19 protein-coding genes, 3 tRNA genes and 1 pseudogene are annotated in these 22011 nt (G+C 71.8%); 13 read left to right on the top strand and 10 right to left on the bottom strand.

The window, feature by feature from the left end:
* The 5 genes and pseudogenes from ACWGDE_RS18980 to ACWGDE_RS18960 form a co-directional block, all read left to right on the top strand.
* Positions 1-737 (top strand): annotated as a pseudogene (locus ACWGDE_RS18980) (DNA polymerase III subunit gamma and tau); the annotation flags it as partial.
* Between the two features lie 60 nt (positions 738-797).
* Entirely contained in the window at positions 798-2051 is a 1254-nt protein-coding gene (gene purD, locus ACWGDE_RS18975; RefSeq protein ID WP_453390141.1) for a phosphoribosylamine--glycine ligase, read from the top strand.
* A 300-nt stretch (positions 2052-2351) separates the two neighbouring features.
* Positions 2352-3941: a hypothetical protein gene (locus ACWGDE_RS18970; protein WP_453390140.1), complete on the top strand. Its 1590-nt coding sequence runs from the start codon at positions 2352-2354 to the stop codon at positions 3939-3941.
* Positions 3942-4080: 139 nt separating this feature from the next.
* The gene (locus tag ACWGDE_RS18965; RefSeq protein ID WP_453390139.1) at positions 4081-5565 is read left to right on the top strand and encodes a N,N-dimethylformamidase beta subunit family domain-containing protein; all 1485 of its coding nucleotides are present in this window, start codon (positions 4081-4083) and stop codon (positions 5563-5565) included.
* A gap of 78 nt (positions 5566-5643) precedes the next feature.
* Positions 5644-6546 (top strand): phosphoribosylaminoimidazolesuccinocarboxamide synthase, encoded by a 903-nt coding sequence (locus ACWGDE_RS18960; protein WP_453390138.1) that lies wholly within the window; start codon positions 5644-5646, stop codon positions 6544-6546.
* 117 nt (positions 6547-6663) lie between these two features.
* Here ACWGDE_RS18960 and ACWGDE_RS18955 read toward each other — a convergent pair.
* The 6 genes from ACWGDE_RS18955 to ACWGDE_RS18930 all read right to left on the bottom strand — a co-directional run bounded on the left by ACWGDE_RS18955 (position 6664) and on the right by ACWGDE_RS18930 (position 9364).
* A tRNA-Gly gene (locus tag ACWGDE_RS18955) sits at positions 6664-6736 on the bottom strand.
* A 22-nt stretch (positions 6737-6758) separates the two neighbouring features.
* The gene (locus tag ACWGDE_RS18950; RefSeq protein WP_453390137.1) at positions 6759-7367 is read right to left on the bottom strand and encodes a response regulator; all 609 of its coding nucleotides are present in this window, start codon (positions 7365-7367) and stop codon (positions 6759-6761) included.
* Complete coding sequence (locus ACWGDE_RS18945; RefSeq protein WP_453390136.1) at positions 7364-8605, bottom strand: sensor histidine kinase; 1242 nt, start codon at positions 8603-8605, stop codon at positions 7364-7366. The genes ACWGDE_RS18950 and ACWGDE_RS18945 overlap by 4 nt, the downstream gene beginning before the upstream one ends.
* Positions 8606-8734: 129 nt before the next feature.
* Positions 8735-8807, bottom strand: a tRNA-Gly gene (locus ACWGDE_RS18940).
* An 81-nt stretch (positions 8808-8888) separates the two neighbouring features.
* Positions 8889-8960: transfer RNA gene (locus ACWGDE_RS18935), tRNA-Gly, on the bottom strand.
* Between the two features lie 86 nt (positions 8961-9046).
* Positions 9047-9364: a histone-like nucleoid-structuring protein Lsr2 gene (locus tag ACWGDE_RS18930; protein WP_112449209.1), complete on the bottom strand. Its 318-nt coding sequence runs from the start codon at positions 9362-9364 to the stop codon at positions 9047-9049.
* A gap of 356 nt (positions 9365-9720) precedes the next feature.
* On the opposite strand from ACWGDE_RS18930, the gene purS reads away from it, so the two are divergent.
* The 6 genes from purS (at position 9721) to ACWGDE_RS18900 (ending at position 15353) form a co-directional block, all read left to right on the top strand.
* Complete coding sequence (gene purS / locus ACWGDE_RS18925; RefSeq protein ID WP_008740952.1) at positions 9721-9972, top strand: phosphoribosylformylglycinamidine synthase subunit PurS; 252 nt, start codon at positions 9721-9723, stop codon at positions 9970-9972.
* 2 nt (positions 9973-9974) lie between these two features.
* Positions 9975-10655, top strand: a complete 681-nt coding sequence (gene purQ / locus ACWGDE_RS18920) for a phosphoribosylformylglycinamidine synthase subunit PurQ (RefSeq protein WP_214946577.1) — start codon at positions 9975-9977, stop codon at positions 10653-10655.
* Positions 10652-12901, top strand: a complete 2250-nt coding sequence (gene purL, locus ACWGDE_RS18915; protein ID WP_453390135.1) for a phosphoribosylformylglycinamidine synthase subunit PurL — start codon at positions 10652-10654, stop codon at positions 12899-12901. The genes purQ and purL overlap by 4 nt, the downstream gene beginning before the upstream one ends.
* A 163-nt stretch (positions 12902-13064) precedes the next feature.
* The gene (locus ACWGDE_RS18910) at positions 13065-13559 is read left to right on the top strand and encodes a hypothetical protein (RefSeq protein WP_453390134.1); all 495 of its coding nucleotides are present in this window, start codon (positions 13065-13067) and stop codon (positions 13557-13559) included.
* A 43-nt stretch (positions 13560-13602) separates the two neighbouring features.
* Positions 13603-14394, top strand: coding sequence for a sterol carrier family protein (locus tag ACWGDE_RS18905; protein ID WP_453390133.1), 792 nt, complete (start codon positions 13603-13605; stop codon positions 14392-14394).
* A gap of 128 nt (positions 14395-14522) precedes the next feature.
* Positions 14523-15353, top strand: a complete 831-nt coding sequence (locus ACWGDE_RS18900; RefSeq protein ID WP_453390132.1) for an META domain-containing protein — start codon at positions 14523-14525, stop codon at positions 15351-15353.
* A gap of 70 nt (positions 15354-15423) precedes the next feature.
* Here the strand turns inward: ACWGDE_RS18900 and ACWGDE_RS18895 are convergent, their stop codons facing one another.
* Both ACWGDE_RS18895 and ACWGDE_RS18890 read right to left on the bottom strand, forming a co-directional pair.
* Positions 15424-16848 (bottom strand): sulfatase-like hydrolase/transferase, encoded by a 1425-nt coding sequence (locus tag ACWGDE_RS18895; RefSeq protein ID WP_453390131.1) that lies wholly within the window; start codon positions 16846-16848, stop codon positions 15424-15426.
* Positions 16849-16964: 116 nt separating this feature from the next.
* Positions 16965-17060 (bottom strand): putative leader peptide, encoded by a 96-nt coding sequence (locus ACWGDE_RS18890; protein ID WP_449482882.1) that lies wholly within the window; start codon positions 17058-17060, stop codon positions 16965-16967.
* Between the two features lie 148 nt (positions 17061-17208).
* Between ACWGDE_RS18890 and purF the strand changes: the two genes are divergently transcribed.
* Positions 17209-18726, top strand: a complete 1518-nt coding sequence (gene purF / locus ACWGDE_RS18885) for an amidophosphoribosyltransferase (protein WP_453390130.1) — start codon at positions 17209-17211, stop codon at positions 18724-18726.
* 177 nt (positions 18727-18903) lie between these two features.
* Entirely contained in the window at positions 18904-19974 is a 1071-nt protein-coding gene (purM, locus tag ACWGDE_RS18880) for a phosphoribosylformylglycinamidine cyclo-ligase (protein WP_453390129.1), read from the top strand.
* A gap of 128 nt (positions 19975-20102) precedes the next feature.
* On the opposite strand, the gene ACWGDE_RS18875 is transcribed toward purM, so the two are convergent.
* On the bottom strand, positions 20103-20366 hold the full coding sequence (locus ACWGDE_RS18875) for a DUF3073 domain-containing protein (protein WP_385339434.1): 264 nt from the start codon (positions 20364-20366) through the stop codon (positions 20103-20105).
* Positions 20367-20677: 311 nt separating this feature from the next.
* Positions 20678-21772 carry a Leu/Phe/Val dehydrogenase gene (locus ACWGDE_RS18870; RefSeq protein WP_453390128.1) on the bottom strand — a complete coding sequence of 365 codons (1095 nt, stop codon included), beginning with the start codon at positions 21770-21772 and terminating at the stop codon, positions 20678-20680.
* Positions 21773-22011: the final 239 nt, after the last annotated feature.

The following is a 22011-nucleotide window of genomic DNA, read 5'->3' as shown; positions in this document are numbered from 1 at the left end:
CCCCGGGTGCCCCCGCGGCCCCGGCCGCCCAGGCCCCCGCCGCCGGAGCCTGGCCCAGTGCCGCCTCCTCCGCGCCCGCCGCCCCGGCGCCCCAGGCGGCCCCGGTCCACGCGCCCGCGCCCGTCCCGGCCGCCGCCGCGCCCTCGCCCGGCATGGCCGCCGGCGCCGGGCAGGTCCAGGCGATGTGGCCGTCCGTCCTGGAGGCCGTCAAGAACCGCCGCCGCTTCACCTGGATCCTGCTGAGCCAGAACGCCCAGGTCGCCGGGTTCGACGGCACCACCCTCCAGCTCGGCTTCCCCAACGCCGGAGCCCGCGACAACTTCGCGAGCAGCGGCAGCGAGGACGTCCTCAAGGCGGTGCTCTCCGAGCAGTTCCAGGTCAACTGGAAGATCGAGGCCGTGGTCGGCGGGGGCGCGCAGCCCGTACCGCCCGCGTCCGCCTCCTACGGGGCTCCGGCCGCTCCCGCCTACAACCCGCCGCCGGTCCAGCAGGCCCCGGCGCCGCAGCAGCCCCCGCAGCAGTCGCAGCCGCCGCAACAGCAGCAGCCGCCGCAGCAGTCGTACCAGCAGCAGCCCCCGCAGCAGCCGCCCGTCCACCAGGCGCCCCCGCCGGTCGCCCCCGAGGACGACGTCCCGGAGGACGACGACCCCGACCTCGTGGACAGCGCGCTGAGCGGTCACGAGCTGATCGTGCGCGAGCTCGGGGCCACTGTTGTGGAGGAATACACGAACGAATAGGGGGTCCGCTTTGGGTGCCCGCACGAAGGGCACCCCCGGGCGCGGGCTAGGCTGCATGACGTGAAGGTCCTCGTCATCGGCGGCGGCGCCCGCGAACATGCCCTGTGCCGCTCTCTGTCCCTCGATCCCGACGTCAACGCGCTGTACTGCGCCCCAGGCAACGCCGGCATCGCCGAGGTGGCCGAGCTCCGCCCCGTCGACGCCCTCGACGGCGAAGCCGTCGCCAACCTCGCCACCGAGCTCCGCGCCGACCTGGTCGTCGTGGGCCCGGAGGCCCCGCTCGTCGCCGGCGTCGCCGACGCCGTGCGCGCGGCCGGCATCCCCGTCTTCGGCCCGTCCGGCGAGGCGGCCCAGCTGGAGGGCTCCAAGGCCTTCGCCAAGGACGTGATGGCCGCGGCCGGCGTCCCGACGGCCCGCAGCTACGTGTGCACCACCCCGGAAGAGGTGGACGCGGCCCTCGACGCCTTCGGCGCCCCGTACGTGGTCAAGGACGACGGCCTCGCCGCCGGCAAGGGCGTCGTCGTCACCGACGACCGGGCCGCCGCCCGCGCCCACGCCCTCGGCTGCGACCGCGTCGTCATCGAGGAGTTCCTCGACGGCCCCGAGGTCTCCCTCTTCGCCATCACCGACGGCGTCACCGTGCTGCCGCTCCAGCCCGCGCAGGACTTCAAGCGCGCGCTCGACGGAGACGCGGGCCCCAACACCGGTGGCATGGGTGCCTACTCCCCTCTCCCCTGGGCCGACCCGAAGCTCGTCGACGAGGTCATGGCCTCCGTCCTCCAGCCGACCGTGGACGAGCTGCGCCACCGCGGCACCCCGTTCTCCGGGCTGCTCTACGCCGGCCTCGCGATCACCTCGCGCGGCGTGCGGGTCATCGAGTTCAACGCCCGCTTCGGCGACCCGGAGACCCAGGTGGTCCTGGCCCGGCTGCGCACCCCGCTCGCGGGCGTGCTGCTGAACTCCGCCAACGGCACCCTGAACACCCTGCCCCCGCTGAGCTGGCGCGACGACGCGGCCGTCACGGTCGTCATCGCCTCCCACAACTACCCGGAGACCCCGCGCACCGGGGACCCGATCGAGGGCCTCGCCGAGGTGGCCGAGCAGGACGCCCCCGAGGCGTACGTGCTGCACGCCGGGACCCGGCGCCAGGGCGACGCGGTCGTCAGCGCGGGCGGTCGCGTGCTGTCGGTGACGGCGACCGGTTCCGACCTGGCGCAGGCCCGGGAGAGGGCGTATAAGGCCGTCGCGCGGATCAAGCTCGACGGCTCGCAGTACCGCACGGACATCGCCGCCAAGGCGGCGGAAGGCCGCTGATCAGCGGGATTCCACGAACGCGGGCCCGGTACGCACGCGGTGCGACCGGGCCCGCGCGCATGCTCGCGTGCGAGTGCATCCAGCCGCGTTCGAACGCACCCACCTTTACCCAAAGCCATTCCATCGGGTGATCGTCACCCGGTCTGCCTGACGTTCGCTCCGGCCCCAACTATGGTGCGGCGCAAGCATTCCGGCTCTCATTCCGGCACTTGGCCCACCGGCATTGCGATGTCAGTGGCGGGTGTCACAGTGGGGGAGTGAGCAAAGCCGCCGCAGCGCAGAGGGGGGTGAGGTCCGGCCGTGTCCGGAACCGGTTCGACCGCTGAAGTGGGCACGCCGTCCGCGCGTTCCCGGGCCCTGGCCGTGCTGCGCGTGCGCAGCAGGGCACTGGCCGTCGGGCTCCTGCCCGCCGCCCTCGCGGTGGTGCTGGTGAGCGCCCGGACGACGGGCCGCCTCGCCGGTGCCCCCTGGCCGGCGGTGACCCTCGCCGTGTGCGCGGTCGCCGCGCTCGTCCTCCTCGTCGGCGGGATCTTCGCCGCCGTCGTCCTGCGGGCGAGCCCCGCCATGACACCGACGGTGCCGCTGTCCGAGGCCGCCGCCCCCGATCTCTACCGGCTCGTGCGCGACCTGGCCGACCGGATGGACGTTCCGGCGCCCTCCGCGATAGCCCTGACCCCCGACTGCGACAGCTGGCTGGAGGACCGCACCCACGCGGCCCACCGCCGCGCCGGCGCCCGCATACCGGCCGGCTCCCCCGGCCCGGAGACCGAGCCGGGCGCCGCCCCCGTCCTCGTGATCGGCTCGCCGTTCCTGTGGTGGATGCGCGTCGCGGAGCTGCGGGCCGTGCTCGCGCCCGTCGTCGCCGGTACGGGCCCCTCCGCGCACCCGGACATAGCCGACGCCCGCGGATTCGTCCGCGGCCTCGACGCCGCCGTGGACGTGGGCAACCGCCGATTCCTCGGCTGGATCGCCGCCCCCGCCCGGCTGCTGCTGCGCCTGTGCCGGGTGGACGCCGCGGAGATGGAGCGCGGGGTCGCCGCCGCCGCCTCCGACCGTGCACAGGGTGTGGATTACGCGCTGCGCATCGTCGCCCAGGAACAGGTCGGGCTGGCGTACGCCGGCTGGGACCGGCTGCTGACCCGCGTCGCGCTGCCCGCCTGGCGGATGGGCCGCTGGCCCGCGCACCTCGACGCGGGGGTCGTCTCCGCGCTGACCGAGCTGTCCCGGCGCGACCGGCTGGCCGACGGGTTCACCTCACGGCTGGGCGAGCGCCCGGCCTGCGATCTGCTGGAGCAGCCCGGAGTCGTGGACGAGGCCGCCTCGCTGCTGGCCGCGCGGCTCTTCCACGGCGGCCCGGCCGAGGCCGGGCCGGACTGGTCGCCGGTGGACTGGGCGGCGTATCCGGAGGAAGTCGTCGACCGCAAGTGGCGTACGGAGGCCGCGCGGCTGCTGACCGCGCTGGACTCCCTGTCCGCGCCCGCCGCCTCCACCGTGGAACGGGTCCTGTCCTACCTCACGGACGGTGACGGCGAAGCGCTGGCGGGGCGGCTGAGCGGAGACCTCGCGCGGGAGACCGCACCGGCCGCCGAAGGCGCCGGGGCGCGGGGCGCCGACGCCCTGCCGCTGTTCCCGCTGGAGGCCCCGCGCAGCGGCCGTGACCTGCTGACGGACCACGTGGTGGCACTGGTGTCCTGCGCGGCCGTGGATTCCGCCGGGGCCGCGCCCGGGCTGGACTGGCTGGACGGCCCGGTGCTGCTGGTCGGCGGTGCCCGGCGGGCGGACCTCGCGCCCCGGGTGCTGTCGCTCGTGGAGGACGGGGACTCCGGCCCCCTGCGGGACTGGCTCGCGGAAGTGGGCGTACGCCCCGAGAAGCCGGTCCGGCTCGTATAGCGGTGCCCGCCGCGCCGGCCCGGGCCGCCCGGGCCCTTCGGCCGCTGAACTTTTCGCGACGAAGGGTGACGGACCGCGTGCGTTATGTGATGTGCTGGGACCGGTCGTGGCGTTCGGGGGAACGAGGGAGGGGAGCGGAATGGGTGCGGAGCAGATCCGGCGTTGGGAGTCAGGTGCGCTCGCGCACGCGGTGACCGATCCCTTCGGCCAGGGCCCGCTGCCGTGGTTCCGGGGCAGCGAGCTGTACTACGACGACAACGGGCAGGTCGTGCCCTGGTACGTGGACCCGGCCGTCGCCGCGGGCCCCGGTCAGGTCCCCCGCGCCCGGAGCAACGGCGGCCCCCGCACCGCCGACGACGTGCACCGGCAGATCAAGGGCTTCACCTCCACCGGAGCCGTCGCGCCCGGCGAGGCCATCGACTTCCACATCACCGTGGACCCGCCGCAGCAGTTCTCGGTCGACGTCTACCGGATCGGGCACTACGGCGGCGACGGCGCCTCCAAGATCACCACCAGCCCCCGGCTCTCCGGCATCGTCCAGCCCGCGCCCCTGACCGCCGACCGCACCGTCTCCTGTCACCACTGGTGGCTCTCCTGGCGGCTGCAGGTCCCCTCGTACTGGAGCGTCGGCGCGTACGTGGCCGTCCTGACCACCGCCGACGGCTACCGCTCGCACATCCCGTTCACCGTGCGGGACGACCAGCCGGCCGATCTGCTGCTCCTGCTCCCCGACATCACCTGGCAGGCCTACAACCTCTACCCGGAGGACGGGCGCACGGGAGCCAGCCTCTACCACGCCTGGGACGAGGAGGGGCGGCTGCTCGGCGAGCGCGACGCCGCCATCACGGTCTCCTTCGACCGCCCGCACGCGGGCGCCGGCCTGCCCCTCCACGTCGGCCACGCCTACGACTTCATCCGCTGGGCCGAGCGCTACGGCTACGACCTCGCCTACGCCGACGCCCGCGACCTGCACGCAGGCCGCGTCGACCCCACCCGCTACCGCGGCCTGGTCTTCCCCGGCCACGACGAGTACTGGTCCGCCCCGATGCGCCGCACCGTCGAGCGCGCCCGCGACCACGGCACCTCGCTCGTCTTCCTCTCCGCCAACACCATGTACTGGCAGGTCGAGCTCTCCCCCTCGCCCTCCGGCGTGGAGGACCGGCTGTTGACCTGCCGAAAACGGCGCGGCCCCGGCCGCCCCACCCTCTGGCGCGAAGTCGACCGCCCGGAACAGCAGTTGCTCGGCATCCAGTACGCGGGCCGGGTCCCCGAGCCCGCCCCCCTGATCGTGCGCAACGCCACGCACTGGCTCTGGGAATCCACCGGTGCCGCCGAGAACGACGAACTGCCGGGCCTGGTCGCCGGCGAGGCCGACCGCTACTTCCCGCGTACGCAGCTCCCCGAGCACCAGAGCCGGATCCTGCTCGCGCACTCCCCGTACGAGGACGGCGAGGGGCACCTGCGCCACCAGGAGACCTCGCTCTACCGGGCCCCCAGCGGCGCCCTCGTCTTCGCTTCCGGAACCTTCGCCTGGTCCCCGGCCCTGGACCGCCCCGGGCACGTGGACGAGCGCGTCCAGCGGGCCACCGCGAACCTCCTCGACCGGATCTGCAAGCGGGACTGACGGGACCCGTGGTCCCCCTTCGCGAACCGGTACGGGAGAATGGGGCCGCGCGCTCGTACAGAACCACAGGGAGACCCCGTGCCCGGATTCGTCGAAAAGCCCGAGCCGGTGCAGGTGCCCGGCCTCACCCACCTCCACACCGGCAAGGTCCGCGACCTCTACCGGGACGAGGACGGCAACCTCGTCATGGTCGCCAGCGACCGCATCTCGGCCGCCGACTGGGTGCTGCCCACCGAGATCCCGGACAAGGGCCGGATCCTGACCCAGCTCTCCCTGTGGTGGTTCGACCAGCTCGCGGACCTCGTCCCGAACCACGTCATCAGCACCGAACTGCCCGCCGGCGCCCCCGCCGACTGGGCCGGCCGCGCCCTGGTCTGCCGGAACCTCGACATGGTCCCGGTCGAGTGCGTGGCCCGCGGCTACCTCACCGGCTCCGGCCTCGCCGAGTACAAGCAGACCCGTACGGTCTGCGGACTCGCCCTGCCCGAGGGCCTGGTCGACGGCTCCGAGCTGCCCGCCCCGATCTTCACCCCGGCCGCCAAGGCCGAGGTCGGCGAGCACGACGAGAACGTCTCGTACGAGGAGGTCGCCCGCACCCAGGGCGCCGAGACGGCCGCACTGCTGCGCCAGAGCACCCTCGCCGTCTACGGCCGCGCCCGGGACATCGCCCGCGACCGCGGGATCATCCTGGCGGACACCAAGTTCGAGTTCGGTTTCGACAAGGACGGCGCCCTGGTCGCCGCCGACGAGGTGCTGACCCCGGACTCCTCGCGCTTCTGGCCGGCCGACCTGTGGGAGCCGGGCCACAGCCAGCCGTCCTTCGACAAGCAGTACGTCCGCGACTGGCTGGCCTCCCCGGCCTCCGGCTGGGACTCCAAGGGCGAACTCCCGCCGCCGCCCCTCCCGCAGGAGGTCGTGGAGCAGACCCGCGCCCGGTACGTGGAGGCCTACGAGCGCCTCACCGGCCAGACCTGGGCCTGAGACGCGGCCGGGAAGGGGCCCCGCCGGCGGGGCCCCGGAACGGCACCCCGCGGGGCCCGTCCGGCGCCGTGGAACGAGAGAAGCCCCGGTCCGAGGACCGGGGCTTCTTCGTTACAGAGCGGACAACGCGACTCGAACGCGCGACATCCACCTTGGCAAGGTGGTGCTCTACCAACTGAGCTATGTCCGCATGCGCCGTAACGCGAGACCTACTATACCCAACCTCGCTCGCGTGCGAGACGCACTGCCGTGTGCCGGTTCTCGGCGCCCAGCTTCGAGGCCGCCGACGACAGGTAGTTGCGCACCGTCCCTTGCGACAGCGAGGCCCGCTCCGCGATCTCCGCGATCGGCGCCCCGTCCCCGGCCAGTTCCAGCACTTCGGCCTCGCGGGCGGTCAGCGGGGAGTCCCCCGCGCTGATCGCGTCGGCCGCCAACTCCGGGTCCACGTAACGGCCTCCGGCGTGCACGGTGCGGATCAGCTCGGCCAGCCGCTGTGCCGAAACCGTCTTGGGGGCGAAGGCCCGCACCCCCGCTTCGAGGGCCCTCTTCAGGTGTCCCGGGCGGCCGTGACTGGTCACGATCATGGTCTTGCAGTCGGGGAGTTCGGTCCGCAGGGATGTGGCCACGCTCACACCGTCCGCCCCCGGCATCTGCAGGTCCAGGACCGCCACGTCCGGCCGGTGGGCCCGTGCCATCGCGAGCGCCTCCGGCCCCGAGGCCGCCTCCGCGACGACCAGCAGATCGTCCTCCAGGCCCAGCAGCGCGGCCAGCGCGCCCCGGATCAGGTGCTCGTCGTCCGCCAGCAGCACTCGTACGGTCATGCCCGCGCCTCCTGTCGCATCGGCCCGGCCGGGCCGGGGATCTCGGCGCGCAGCCTGAACCGGCCGCCGCCCACCGGACCGGCCTCCAGCGTGCCGTCCAGCACCGCGAGCCGCTCCCGCAGGCCCGCGAGCCCCGAGCCCGGGGGCCCGGCCGGGGCCTTGGGGGCCCCGTCGTTCTCCACGACCAGCGTGAGCGCGCCCGTCCGCTCCTCGGCGGTCAGCCGGATCACGCAGCTGCGGGCGTCGCCGTGCCGCAGTACGTTCGTCGTCGCCTCGCGGACCACCCAGCCGAGCGCCGACTGCGCCTCCGCGGACAGGTCGCGGCCGGCCTCGAACTCGACCCGGCAGTCCATCCCGGCCGCGCGCAGCACCCCGCGCGCGCCCTCCAGCTCCACCGCCAGATCCGCCTCCCGGTAGCCGCGGACCACGTCGCGGACCTCCTTCTGGGACTCCCGGGCGATCCGCTGGACCTCGATCATCTGGTCGATGGCCTCGGGGCGTTCGCGGCGGGCCAGCTGGACCGCCAGCTCGCTCTTGAGGGCGATCACGGCGAGGTTGCGGCCCATCACGTCGTGCAGGTCGCGCCCGAAGCGCAGCCGCTCCTCGGCGACCGCGAGCTGGGCCTGCACCTCGCGGGCGCGGTCCAGCTCGTGCACGGTGTTCAGCAGCCATCCGGAGAACCCGCAGGCCGCGCAGAGGAAGAAGCCGGTCACCAGCACCGCGATCGTGAGCCCGGCGGTTTCCCCGGCGCGCAGGCCGAAGGCGAGCGACGCGACCCCGGTTCCGGCCGCCGCGACGGGGGCGACGTAGCGCATGTGCCGGACCTCGCGCAGGCACAGGGCGAGCGTCCCGCTGGTGAAGGAGGTCATGCCGACGATGAGGGTGGGGACCACCGAGCTGTCGCCGTCCCGGCCGGCCGCGCGCAGGCCGAGTACGGCCAGCACGGCGACGCCGGTCACGGCGGACGTGACGGCCGCGAGCCGGGCGGGCCGCTCGCGCCGGCCCACGATCCAGTCCAGGGCCCGGGAGGAGAGGAAGCCGACCAGTACCGAGTGGCAGCACACGAGGACGAAGAGCGCGACGGCGATCGCCGGGGAGGTCTTCCCGGCCATGGCGCCGAGCGCGGCCAGTCCGATCGAGAAGATCTCGATGAGCACGAAGAAGTGGAAGGACCAGCGGGTGTACAGCTCGACCTTCCCCGCACTGCTGCGGTTCTTCCACCAGCCGGTCATTTTCATGGCCCCAGTCTCGCGGCCGCCGGACCGTCCCGGCCATGACACATGTCATCGGTATCCGGGGGACAAGGCGCCGGGCGATAGGGGCATACGACAAAGGCCCCGATCAATGACCGGGGCCTTTGTACGCTGAGCGGACGACGCGACTCGAACGCGCGACATCCACCTTGGCAAGGTGGTGCTCTACCAACTGAGCTACGTCCGCATGCTCACCACGGCACGAAGTGCCGTGCGATGCGTGCATCACTCTACCTGATCCACAACCGTGGCCGGTAATGCGTTGCAGAGCGGGTGACAGGAATCGCACACTGCGCCTTCCCCCTGGAAGGGGGATGTTCTGCTACTGAACTACACCCGCACGACTTCGGGGTCCGGCCTTCGGCCTGGCCCCTTGGCGTGATCCACACACTAGCGGACCGGTAGGGGTGGATGGCAAATCGGCTCTCAGTGAGCGGCGTTGTACTCCTCGTAGACCTTCTTGGGGATGCGCCCGCGCGGCGGGACGTCCAGCTGGTTGGACCTGGCCCAGGCCCGGACGACCGCCGGGTCGGGGGCGATGGCCGTGTGCTTGAAGGCCTTCCCCGAACGCGCCTGGCGGCGGCCGGCCGCGACGAACGGGGCCAGCCCCTTCCGCAGTTTCTTTGCGTTGGCGACATTGAGGTCGATCTCGTACGTCTTACCGTCCAGAGCGAAGACGACCGTTTCCACCGCTTCTCCACCGTCGATGTCGTCGGAGAGCGTGACTACTACGCGCTGCGCCACGGATATCGGTCCCTTCGTGCGGCGCCGCCTCCCCGCTGACGTGCGGGGATGGAGCGGTACTGCCGCCTGTGTGGATGTTTCGGAGCAATGCAACTTTCCGGTCCCGTTGCGCGGCCGAAAATGCCGGCACATCGGAGGAATCCTTTGTACCCCGATTCCCAATGCATTGCGAAGCCCAGTTAATTGTCTCCGCGTGTCCCGCCGCAATCCCGGGCGCGTGGTTTTCCGGTGGATTTTGCGAAGCGTTGGTGAAGCAGAATCCACCGGAGGATCGTACAAGAGAGATATCTACCCGCGTAGAAATTTCCTACAGGTACGCTGAGGGAACCGCCTTCGCACCAACCACCTCATCGGGAGTGCCAGTGGCACGCGTCGTAGTCGACGTCATGCTCAAGCCGGAGATCCTCGACCCCCAGGGCCAGGCGGTGCAGCGTGCACTGCCGCGCCTGGGCTTCGAAGGGATCGCCGACGTCCGCCAGGGGAAGCGTTTCGAACTGGAGGTGGAGGGACCGGTCGACCAGGCCGCCCTCGACCGCATCCACAAGATGGCCGAAACGTTCCTCGCCAACACCGTCATCGAAGACTTCACCGTGAAGGTCGAGGCCTGACGGTGACCACTCGCATCGGAGTCGTCACGTTCCCCGGAACGCTCGACGACCGTGACTCGCTGCGCGCCGTCCGCCTCGCGGGGGCCGAGCCGGTCTCGCTCTGGCACCGCGACAAGGACCTGCACCAGGTCGACGCGGTCGTCCTCGCGGGCGGCTTCTCCTACGGGGACTACCTGCGCGCCGGGGCCATCTCCCGCTTCTCGCCGGTGATGGAGACGATCATCGAGCAGGCCAAGGGCGGCATGCCCGTCCTCGGCATCTGCAACGGCTTCCAGATCCTCACCGAGGCCCATCTGCTGCCGGGAGCGATGCTCCGCAACAACCACCTCCACTTCATCTGCCGCGACCAGAAGCTGCGGGTGGAGAACGCGGAGACCGCGTGGACCGGCGACTACACCGCCGGCCAGGAGATCTCCGTACCGCTCAAGAACATGGACGGACGGTACGTCGCCGACGAGCGCGTGCTGGACGAACTGGAGGCCGAGGGCCGAGTGGCCTTCCGCTACGTCGACGTCAACCCGAACGGTTCGCTGCGCGACATCGCCGGCATCACCAACGCCGCGGGCAACGTCGTGGGCCTCATGCCGCACCCCGAGCACGCGGTCGAGCCGCTGATCGGGACGGGCCGCACCGACGGCCTCCCGTTCTTCACGTCGGTCCTGAAGAAGCTGGTCAACGCATGAGCCTCGACACCGTAAAGAACGCCACGGAGACCCCGGACTCGGCGCAGCCCTGGAAGGAGCTCGGCCTCAAGGAGGACGAGTACGCCCGCATCCGGGAGATCCTCGGCCGCCGGCCCACCGGCGCCGAGCTCGCCATGTACTCGGTCATGTGGTCCGAGCACTGCTCGTACAAGAGCAGCAAGGTCCACCTGAAGCAGTTCGGCGAGAAGGTCCCCCAGAACGACGCGATGCTCGTCGGCATCGGCGAGAACGCCGGCGTCGTCGACGTGGGCCAGGGTTACGCGGTCACCTTCAAGGTCGAGTCGCACAACCACCCCTCGTACATCGAGCCCTACCAGGGCGCGGCCACCGGCATCGGCGGCATCGTCCGCGACATCCTCGCCATGGGTGCCCGCCCGGTCGCCGTCGTCGACCCGCTGCGCTTCGGCGCGGCCGACCACCCCGACACCAAGCGCGTCCTGCCGGGCGTCGTCGCGGGCATCGGCGGCTACGGCAACTGCCTGGGCCTGCCCAACATCGGCGGCGAGGTCGTCTTCGACGCCTGCTACCAGGGCAACCCGCTCGTCAACGCCGGCTGCATCGGCGTGATGAAGCACGAGGACATCCACCTGGCCAAGGCCTCCGGCCCCGGCAACAAGGTCATCCTCTACGGCGCCCGCACGGGCGGCGACGGCATCGGCGGCGTCTCGGTCCTCGCGTCCGAGACCTTCGACGACACGAAGCCGACCAAGCGCCCCGCCGTCCAGGTCGGCGACCCCTTCCAGGAGAAGCTCCTCATCGAGTGCACCCTGGAGATCTTCAAGGAGAAGCTGGTCGCGGGCATCCAGGACCTCGGCGGCGCCGGGCTCTCCTGCGCCACGTCCGAGCTGGCCTCCGCCGGTTCCGGCGGCATGCGCGTGGACCTGGACACCGTCCCGCTGCGCGACGCGACGCTCTCGCCCGAGGAAATCCTCATGAGCGAGTCGCAGGAGCGCATGTGCGCGATCGTCGAGCCGCAGCACGTCGACCGCTTCATGGAGATCTGCGAGAAGTGGGACGTCATCGCCACCGTCATCGGTGAGGTGACCGAAGGCGAGCAGCTCGAGATCTACTGGCACGGCGAGCTGATCGTGGACGTGCCCCCGGGCACCGTCGCCCACGAGGGCCCGACCTACCACCGCCCCTACGCGCGCCCCTCCTGGCAGGACGCGCTCCAGGCGGACGACGCGGGCAAGCTCCCCCGCCCGCAGACCTCCGAGGAGCTGCGCGCGCAGGTCCTGGCCCTGGTCTCGTCGCCGAACCAGGCGTCGAAGTCCTGGATCACCGACCAGTACGACCGCTTCGTCCAGGGCAACACGGTGCTCTCGCAGCCCGAGGACGCCGGCATGGTCCGCATCGACGAGGAGTCCAACCTCGGCGTCGCCATGGCCACCGACGGCAACGGCCGCTTCGCCAAGCTCGACCCCTACACGGGCGCGCAGCTGGCGCTGGCCGAGGCGTACCGCAACGTCGCCGCGACCGGCGCGAAGCCCCTGGCGATCTCCGACTGCCTGAACTTCGGCTCCCCCGAGGACCCGGACGTCATGTGGCAGTTCGCCGAGGCCACCCGTGGTCTCGCCGACGGCTGCTTCGAGCTGGGCACCCCGGTGACCGGCGGCAACGTCTCGCTGTACAACCAGACCGGTGACATCGCGATCCACCCGACCCCGGTCGTGGCGGTCCTCGGTGTGATCGACGACGTCAACCGCCGTACGCCGATGGCGTTCGCGGAGGCCGGCCAGCTGCTGTACCTGCTCGGCGACACCGCCGAGGAGTTCGGCGGCTCCGCCTGGTCCGAGGTCGTCCACCAGCACCTCGGCGGCATGCCGCCCAAGGTCGACCTGGGCCGCGAGAAGCTGCTCGGCGAGATCCTGATCTCGGCCTCGCGCGACGGCATGATCGACGCCGCGCACGACCTGTCCGACGGCGGCGTGATCCAGGCGCTCACCGAGTCCTGCCTGCGCGGCGGGAACGGTGCCCGGATCGTGGTGCCCGAGGGCCTGGACGCCTTCACCTTCCTGTTCTCCGAGTCCGCGGGCCGCGCCATCGTGGCCGTCCCGCGCAGCGAGGAGCTCCGCTTCACCGACATGTGCGGCGCGCGCGGTCTGCCCGCGGCCCGCATCGGTGTGGTGGACGGCGACGAGATCGAGATCCAGGGCGAGTTCTCGCTCCCCCTGGCCGAGCTCCGTACCGCCCACGAGGGGACGATCCCGGCGCTGCTCGCCTGAGCCGCCGACTTTCGAGCCCCCGTCCGGAACTGTTCCGGGCGGGGGCTCGTCCGTTCCGGCAGGACGTCCGCACCGGGTGCGGACGCGGGGGAAGGGGCCAGGGATGGCACGGACGTCTGGGGGCAGGGGCCGAAGGCCCACCACGGCCGGGGTGGTGCTGATCGTGGCTACCTTGTGCATGTGCGGCTGGCTCGTGTTCGACGCGCACCGGACCCATCAAGTCCGTGAGCACAGCCGGGCGGAGATCACCGCGGCCTGCCAGGGGCTGGTGGACCCGGAGCGGGTGATGCGGTTCGGCGGCAAGGCGGACAAGGTGGAGGCCGCCCCCGCGGGGGACCACCTGTGCGTGCTGAGCCGGGCCGGAACGTTCGAGGGCCAGGAGCAGATGGACGAGTACTTCTCCCTCACGGTGGTCGCCTCCAAGGGCGCCGAACCGGGCGGGAGCCGGGTCGACCCCGGCAACGCCGCCGTCTCGGTGACCGCGAAGTGCGCCGATCCGGCCACGTCCGGCGGGGTGACCTCCCTGCGGGTGACCGCCGCCTCCGAGTACGACCGCTCGGACCGCGGCGAGCCCGGGGAGCTGGAAGCACTGGCCCGCGAGGCGGCCCTGCGCGCGGCGGCGAAGGCGGGCTGCGAGACCGTCCTGCCCTCGGGCTGAGACGGTCGGAGCTCCCGGGAGCCGGGCGGCGTAAGGTCGGCCCATGCCGCCCGCCAAGAAGAAGCCGCGCAGGTACGACCACGACAGGACCCGCACGGCCGTCCTCGCACAGTTCGGCCATGTCCGTGACGCCGTGCGGGGGTTGGACGCCGAACAGCTCGCCCGGCCGAGCGGGGTCGGGCACTGGTCGGTCGCCGAACTCGCCGCGCACATCGCGTGGGTCGCCGACTCGCTCGCCGGGAGCCTGGCCCGGCCGCCCGCTGCCGTCGCCGAACTGCCGGCCGTCGAGTGGCCCTTCGCCACGGCCTCGCTCGCGGGGAAGATCGCCGAGGCGGCCAAGGAGACCCTCGAAGGCGCCCCGCTGACCGAGCTCTACGACCGGGCCGCCGCCCGCATGGCCGGGGCGCTCGAAGCCAACCCCGGCAGCCGGGTGCTCGACCTGTGGATCGGCACCATGACCCTGTCCGACTTCCTGGTGACCCGTACGGTGGAGCTCGTCGTCCACACCGACGACCTGCGCCGCGCCACCGGAGTGGACGTGCCGTTCGACCGGCAGGCCCTGGCGGCCTGCACCCGGCTGCTCGCCGACGCGCTCGCGGTCAAGGCGCCGGGCGGCTCGGTGGAGGTGCGGATCCCGCCGTTCGCGGTGGTCCAGTGCATCGAGGGCCCCCGGCACACCCGCGGCACCCCGCCGAACGTGGTGGAGACCGACCCGGTGACCTGGATCCGGCTCGCCACGGGCCGTACGGGCTGGGCCGAGGCGCTGGACGAGGCCGCGGTCCGGGCCGGCGGCGAACGCGCCGACCTCTCGGCGCTGCTCCCGCTGATGAGCTGAGCCGCCGGGCCGCCCGGTGAGCCGTGCCGCCGTTCCGCCGTGCCGCCGTCCCCGCCGGTCCGCTGGGCCGAGCCGGTGAAGTGCCGCGCCGGGCGGAACCGCCCCGGCGCGGCATCCGTCCCACCGGCATGCGTACGCTGCCGCTCCTCCCCGCCGCCCTGGTCGCCGTACTCGCGCTGTCCGCCACCGCCACGGCCTGCGGTGACGCCGACGGCTCCGCGGGGAGGTCCGCCGGCCGCGGCTTCTCCGGCTCCTGGTCGGTGGTGAGCCTGACCGTGGACGGCAGGACGCTGACGGCGCCCGCCTCCGCCAGGCTGACCGTGGACCGCGCCAAGGGCCACGAGGCCCGGGCCACGGGCAACTACGGCTGCAACGGCTTCACCGCCGCCGCCGTCTTCGACACCGGGACCACCATGACCGTGACGCCCGGCGAAGTCACCGACATGGCCTGCGCCGACCTGCCCTTCGAGACGGCCTTCGGCAAGCTGTTCCGGGGCCGGCTGACCGTCGAACAGGCCCCCGGGAAGATCACGTTGAGGGCCCCGGACGGCGACACGATCGCCCTGACCGCGGAGCCCCGTACCCCCGACGCCCCGCTCGTCGCCACCGAGTGGACCGTGGACTCCCTGATCCAGGGGGACGTGGCCGCCTCGCTCCCCGCCGACGCCGACGGCCGGGCCCGCTTCACCCTGGCCGCCGACGGCACCGCGAGCGGCAACCTGGGCTGCAACAGCTTCCACGCGAAGGCCGTCGTCGAGGGCGAGCGGCTCACCTTCGGCCCCCTCGCCACCACGCGGATGGCCTGCCAGGGCGGGCCCGGCGAGGTCGAGCGGACCCTGACCGAACTGTTCGGCGCCGGCCCGCTCGAGTGGAAGACCAGCGGAAAGATGCTCACCCTCACCGCGACCGACGGCACCGGCAGGGCCCTCACCGCCCGGCCGGGCACCCCCGCCGAGTGAGGCCCCTTTCCACAGGCTGTGGATCGGGTCGGCCGTTGCGGTTCCCGCCCGCCGGTTCCCGGTACGTGCGTCAGCCCGGGTAGGGCAGCAGGGTCGCGTCCGTCCTTTCCCAGGCCGCGCGGAGTTCGGCCAGGCGGGCCGGTTCCAGGGCCGCCTTGTCGGCCTGTTCGCGGATGTCCCCGGCCAGGTTGAAGAGCTGGTCGCGGCCCGCCTTGCCGCGGTAGTACTTCCAGTCCCCGCGGCGCAGCGCACGCTCCCCGCGCACCCGCCAGAAGAGGTTGCGCTCGGCGGGCTTCTCGCCGCGCAGCAGGTATCCGGCCAGGCTGACCCCGTCCAGCGGATACGCCGGGTTCGCGCGGGTGCCGGCCAGCTCCAGCAGGGTCGCCGTCCAGTCCGGGGTGAAGACCGGGACGTGGCTGACCTGGCCGCCGTCGATCCGGGCGGGCCAGCGCACGATGTTCGGGACGCGGATGCCGCCCTCCTGGAGGGAGGCCTTGTTGCCCGAGAGCGGCCAGTTGTGGGAGAAGCGCTCGCCGCCGTTGTCGCTGGAGAAGAAGACCAGGGTGTCCTCCTCCTGCCCGGAGCGCTTCAGCGCCTTCAGCACCTCGCCGACCGAGCGGTCGAGGTCCTCCACCATCTGCTGGTACTTCTCGATCGAGCCGCCGTCCTGGTGCCACAGGGCCCGTCCGTCGCCGGCCTTGATCCGCCGGGTGACCTCGGCGCTCGCCTCGGTGTCGCCGTCCGCGATCCACGGCCAGTGCGGGGTGGTGAAGTTGAGGTTCAGCAGCCACGGCTTGTCGCCGTGGTCGCGGGAGACGTACTCGCTCGCCCGCTCGGTCAGGATCCGCGTGTAGTAGCGCAGGTCCTTGTACTCGGCGTCGCCCTCGTAGAGGTCGTACTCCCCGCCCAGGCCGAGCTTGGAGTAGTACTCCAGAGCCCCGCCGAAGTTGCCGAAGAACTCGTCCCAGCCCGACTTGGTCGGGCTGTAGTCGGGCAGGTAGCCGCAGTGCCACTTGCCGATCAGCGCGGTCGAGTAGCCGGAGCCGCGCAGCAGCGAGGCCAGCGTCGGATGGGTGGGCTCCAGGCCCGCGGTCTTGTCCGCGATGGGCTCGGCGAGCCCGCCCTTGGCGCGGCCCGGGTAGCGGCCGGTGTACAGGCTGAAGCGGGTCGGGGAGCAGGTCGCGGAGCCGGAGTAGGCGTCGGTGAAGCGGACGCCCTGGCGGGCGAGCCGGTCCAGGTTCGGGGTCTTGATGTTCGGGGACCCGTAGGAGGACAGGTCGGCCCAGCCGAGGTCGTCCCCGAGGATGAACAGGATGTTCGGACGGCGGGAGCGGCGGCCGCGCGCGGCCCGGAACTCCCGCTCGTCGGGACCGGCGGACCGGTCCTCGGCGGCCCGGGCGGGCCCGGCGCCGACCCCCACCGCCGCGGCGGCCGCGGTCGCTCCGAGGGCTCCGCCGAAGGCGCGGCGGGACAGTTTGCTGTTGGACGAAGACACAGGTACTCCAAGGCGCAGCTCACCCACCCGCCCCGGGCGGCGCGCGGGACGGCGCGCGGCACGGCAGGGCAGGGCTGGGCTGAGCGGAAATGCGAAAAGGGGGAAAAGAGTTGTGGCTACGCGAAACAGCGACAGATGGCGCTCGCGACACGGACCAGGTCCACGTGCCGGCGCTCGACGAGGGTGACGGAACGGTCACCGAGGGGCTGCATGAGGCGAGAGCCTGTACGAATGCGGTTGTAGCTGTCAACAAGGACATCCGCATACCGAGACGGAGGTGATCCGTCACCCTCCGTGCTGTGACATTTCCCGGCCGTCCCCAATTCGGACCAGTGGTCGATCTCGCCTACACTCGGGGGCGTGCCTCGTGGTGATGGACGACTCAACCACGACCTGCTCCCCGGCGAAAAGGGCCCCCAGGACGCTTGCGGCGTCTTCGGTGTCTGGGCTCCGGGTGAAGAGGTCGCCAAGCTCACCTACTTCGGACTGTATGCACTGCAGCACCGTGGACAAGAGTCCGCGGGTATCGCTGTGAGCAACGGTTCCCAGATCCTCGTCTTCAAGGACATGGGCCTCGTTTCCCAAGTCTTCGACGAAACCTCTCTCGGCTCGCTCCAGGGTCATATCGCGGTCGGTCACGCCCGCTACTCGACCACCGGAGCCTCCGTCTGGGAGAACGCGCAGCCCACTTTCCGCGCGACCGCCCACGGCTCCATTGCCCTGGGTCACAACGGCAACCTGGTGAACACCGCCGAGCTCGCCGAGATGGTCGCCGACCTCCCCCGTCAGGACGGCCGTGCCACCCAGGTGGCGGCCACCAACGACACCGACCTGGTCACCGCCCTGCTGGCCGGCCAGACGGACGACGACGGCAAGCCCCTGACCATCGAGGAGTCGGCCACCAAGGTCCTCCCGAAGGTGAAGGGCGCCTTCTCGCTCGTCTTCATGGACGAGGGAACGCTCTACTGCGCCCGTGACCCGCAGGGCATCCGCCCGCTGGTCCTCGGCCGCCTCGAGCGCGGCTGGGTGGTCGCGAGCGAGACCGCCGCCCTGGACATCTGCGGCGCCAGCTTCGTCCGCGAGGTCGAGCCGGGCGAGCTGATCGCGATCGACGAGAACGGTCTGCGGACCTCTCGCTTCGCGGAAGCAAAGCCCAAGGGGTGTGTCTTCGAGTACGTCTACCTGGCGCGCCCGGACACCGACATCGCCGGCCGGAACGTCTACCTCTCGCGTGTCGAGATGGGCCGACGCCTGGCGAAGGAAGCCCCGGCCGACGCCGACCTGGTGATATCGACGCCGGAATCGGGCACGCCCGCCGCCGTCGGATACGCCGAAGCCAGCGGGATCCCGTACGGCATCGGCCTGGTCAAGAACGCCTACGTGGGCCGGACCTTCATCCAGCCCTCGCAGACGATCCGCCAGCTCGGCATCCGTCTCAAGCTCAACCCCCTCAAGGAAGTCATCCGGGGCAAGCGCCTGGTGGTCGTCGACGACTCGATCGTCCGCGGCAACACCCAGCGCGCCCTGGTCAAGATGCTCCGCGAGGCCGGCGCGGCGGAGGTCCACATCCGGATCTCCTCGCCGCCGGTGAAGTGGCCGTGCTTCTTCGGCATCGACTTCGCCACCCGGGCCGAGCTGATCGCCAACGGCATGACGGTCGACGAGATCGCCACGTCGCTGGGGGCGGACTCGCTCTCGTACATCTCGCTGGACTCGATGGTCGAGGCGACCACGATCCAGAAGCCCAACCTCTGCCGGGCCTGCTTCGACGGCGTGTACCCCATGGAGCTGCCCGACCCGCAGCTGCTGGGCAAGCAGCTGCTGGAGACGGAGCTGGCCGGCGGTACGGACGCCGCCGACGCGCTCCGGCGCCCGTAGGGCCGCGACACCGCGTACGGTCCGCGGGCTCACCCGAGCCCGCGGACCCGTAAGCCCCCTTCATCCTGCTCATCCTGCTCAAACTGCGCGGGGCCTTCTCTTTCAGGCCGAAGGAATCGAACTCGGCCCGTAGGCCTCGCACCACACGCAGCAACGACACGAAAGCTCTCTCCTGTCATGACAGAGAAGACCACCGGTGCCAGCTACGCAGCCGCGGGCGTGGACATCGACGCGGGAGACCGCGCCGTCGAGCTGATGAAGGAGTGGGTGAAGAAGACGCAGCGCCCCGAGGTCCTGGGCGGCCTCGGCGGCTTCGCCGGCCTCTTCGACGCCTCCGCCCTCAAGCGCTACGAGCGCCCCCTGCTGGCCTCCGCCACCGACGGGGTCGGCACCAAGGTGGACATCGCCCGCCGCATGGGCGTGTACGACACCATCGGCCACGACCTCGTCGCGATGGTCATGGACGACATCGTCGTCTGCGGTGCCGAGCCGCTCTTCATGACCGACTACATCTGCGTCGGCAAGGTCCACCCCGAGCGTGTCGCGGCCATCGTCAAGGGCATCGCCGAGGGCTGCGTCCTGGCCGGCTGCGCCCTGGTCGGTGGCGAGACCGCCGAGCACCCTGGCCTGCTGGGCCCGGACGACTTCGATGTGGCGGGCGCCGGCACCGGAGTCGTCGAGTACGACCAGCTGCTGGGCGCGGATCGTATCCGTACGGGCGACGCCGTCATCGCGATGGCATCCTCCGGCCTTCACTCGAACGGGTACTCGCTGGTCCGCCACGTCCTCTTCGACCGGGCCGGAATGTCCCTCGAGCAGCACGTCGAGGAGCTCGGCCGGACCCTCGGCGAGGAGCTGCTCGAGCCCACCAAGATCTACTCGCTGGACTGCATGGCCCTCACCCGTACGGCCGAGATCCACGCCTACTCGCACATCACGGGCGGCGGCCTCGCGGCCAACCTGGCCCGGGTGATCCCGGACCACCTGCACGCCACGGTCGACCGCTCGACCTGGGCCCCCGGCGCGATCTTCGACCTGGTCGGCAAGGCCGGGCAGGTGGAGCGCCTGGAGCTGGAGAAGACCCTGAACATGGGCGTCGGCATGATGGCCGTGGTCCCGCAGCAGTCGGTGGACGTGGCCCTGACCGCGCTGGCCGACCGGGGCGTCGACGCCTGGGTCGCCGGCGAGATCCTGGACCGGGGCGACCACGCCGAGGGCGCGACCCTGACCGGCGACTACGCGAGCTGACCGTTCCCGTCAACGCGAACAGCACGGAAACCCGGCCCTGGGCGATGCCCCGGACCGGGTTTCCGTGCTTTGTGCCTGTGTGCCGCTGCGGACGATCAGCTCACCGCGAGTTCGACGCCCAGTGCGCGTCAAGCACCGCGACGGTAGACGGACGGACCGGACTCTTCGTCCTCGTCGTCGTCATCGCTGTTGTAGCGCTCCGCGTACTTGGCGTACGGGTCGTCCTCGTCATCATCAAGCTCGTCATCGACGACCGGCTCGCTGACAGGCAGCGGTTCCGTGTGCGATGCGCCCAGCTCATTGGCCAGACGCGACAAGTCAGTCCCGCCGCTGCTGTACTTCAGCTGGCGGGCGACCTTCGTCTGCTTGGCCTTTGCCCGGCCGCGCCCCATGGCTCGACCCCCTCGGTGACGGGGCTCGACGGCCCCAGAGTCTGACACGCGTTCATGGTTCGGAGCGGGCTCTCCGTGGAGAGACCGTCCGTAGGGGTTTAACGGTACCTGCTTCCGCGGCCATACGGTACGCCGCCCGCATGACGCGCCCCGGTGCAGTACCAACAAGGCGCCCCGTCCTCGCTGGTCAGCTGCGATTTTAGCCCTTTCCTGACGGGCGACCCGCCGAAGCGCAGTGAGTTCCGTCTCGCCGCGCCCCGGCGGGTGCGCCCGCGGGTCCCGTCGGGGCCCCCTGAGGGACCCCGCGGGGATCAGGCCTTGGGCGCCCTGCGGGCGTCGGCCATGCGCTGCTCGGCGATCCGGTCGGCCGCGGCGGCCGGCGGAATACCGTCCGCCTTCGCACGTGCGAAGATCTCCAGGGTGGTGTCGAAGATCTTCGCGGCCTTGGCCTTGCAGCGGTCGAAGTCGAAGCCGCGCAGCTCGTCGGCGACCTGGATGACCCCGCCCGCGTTGACCACGTAGTCCGGCGCGTAGAGGATCCCGCGGTCGGCGAGGTCCTTCTCCACACCCGGGTGCGCGAGCTGGTTGTTCGCCGCTCCGCACACGACCTTCGCGGTCAGCACCGGCACGGACGTGTCGTTCAGGGCCCCGCCCAGCGCGCAGGGGGCGTAGATGTCCAGGCCCTCCACGCGGATCAGCGCCTCGGTGTCGGCGACGGCGGTCACCTTGCCCGGGTGCTTGTCGAGGATCCGCTGAACCGATTCCGCGCGGACGTCGGTGATGACGACCTCGGCGCCGTCCGCCAGCAGGTGCTCGACCAGGTGGTGGCCGACCTTGCCGACGCCCGCGACGCCGACCTTGCGGCCGCGCAGGGTCGGGTCGCCCCACAGGTGCTGGGCGCTCGCGCGCATGCCCTGGAAGACGCCGAAGGCGGTGAGGACCGAGGAGTCGCCGGCGCCGCCGTTCTCGGGGGAACGGCCGGTCGCCCAGCGGGTCTCGCGGGCCACGACGTCCATGTCGGCCACGTAGGTGCCGACGTCGCAGGCGGTCACGTAGCGGCCGCCGAGGGACTCCACGAACCGGCCGTAGGCCAGCAGCAGTTCCTCGGACTTCAACACGTCCGGGTCGCCGATGATCACGGCCTTGCCGCCGCCGAGGTCGAGCCCGGCGAGGGCGTTCTTGTACGACATGCCGCGCGAGAGGTTCAGCGCGTCGAGGACGGCTTCCTCGTCCGAGGCGTACGCGTGGAAGCGGGTGCCGCCGAGGGCCGGGCCCAGGGCGGTGGAGTGGATCGCGATGACGGCCTTGAGGCCGGTGGCTCGGTCCTGGCACAGCACGACTTGCTCGTGGCCACCCTGTTCCGAACGGAACAGGGTGTGCAGGACGCCGTCGGTCATTTCGGTCACGGTGGTGACTCCCATGGAAGAGATGCGGCGGAAAAGACGCCCGCCCTGCGGGTGGGGGAGGGCGTGCTGGGAGCAGCGTAAGACCTCCGGGGCCCGGTGATCCTCCCTGTCCGGAGATCGGGACACTCAAGGGTTAGGGCGTGTCTTTCGGATCGGGCCCGGCCGGTTCCGAAAGACACCCCCAAGGGGCGGCGCGGCGGTACGCCGTCGGAGTAGGGCCCGGCGGGGTCTGTGTCTTA

The sequence above is a fragment of the Streptomyces sp. NPDC054956 genome, assembly GCF_053609185.1.
Note: the sequence above shows the minus strand (reverse complement) of the source record. Positions and strands in the feature narration are given on the sequence as shown.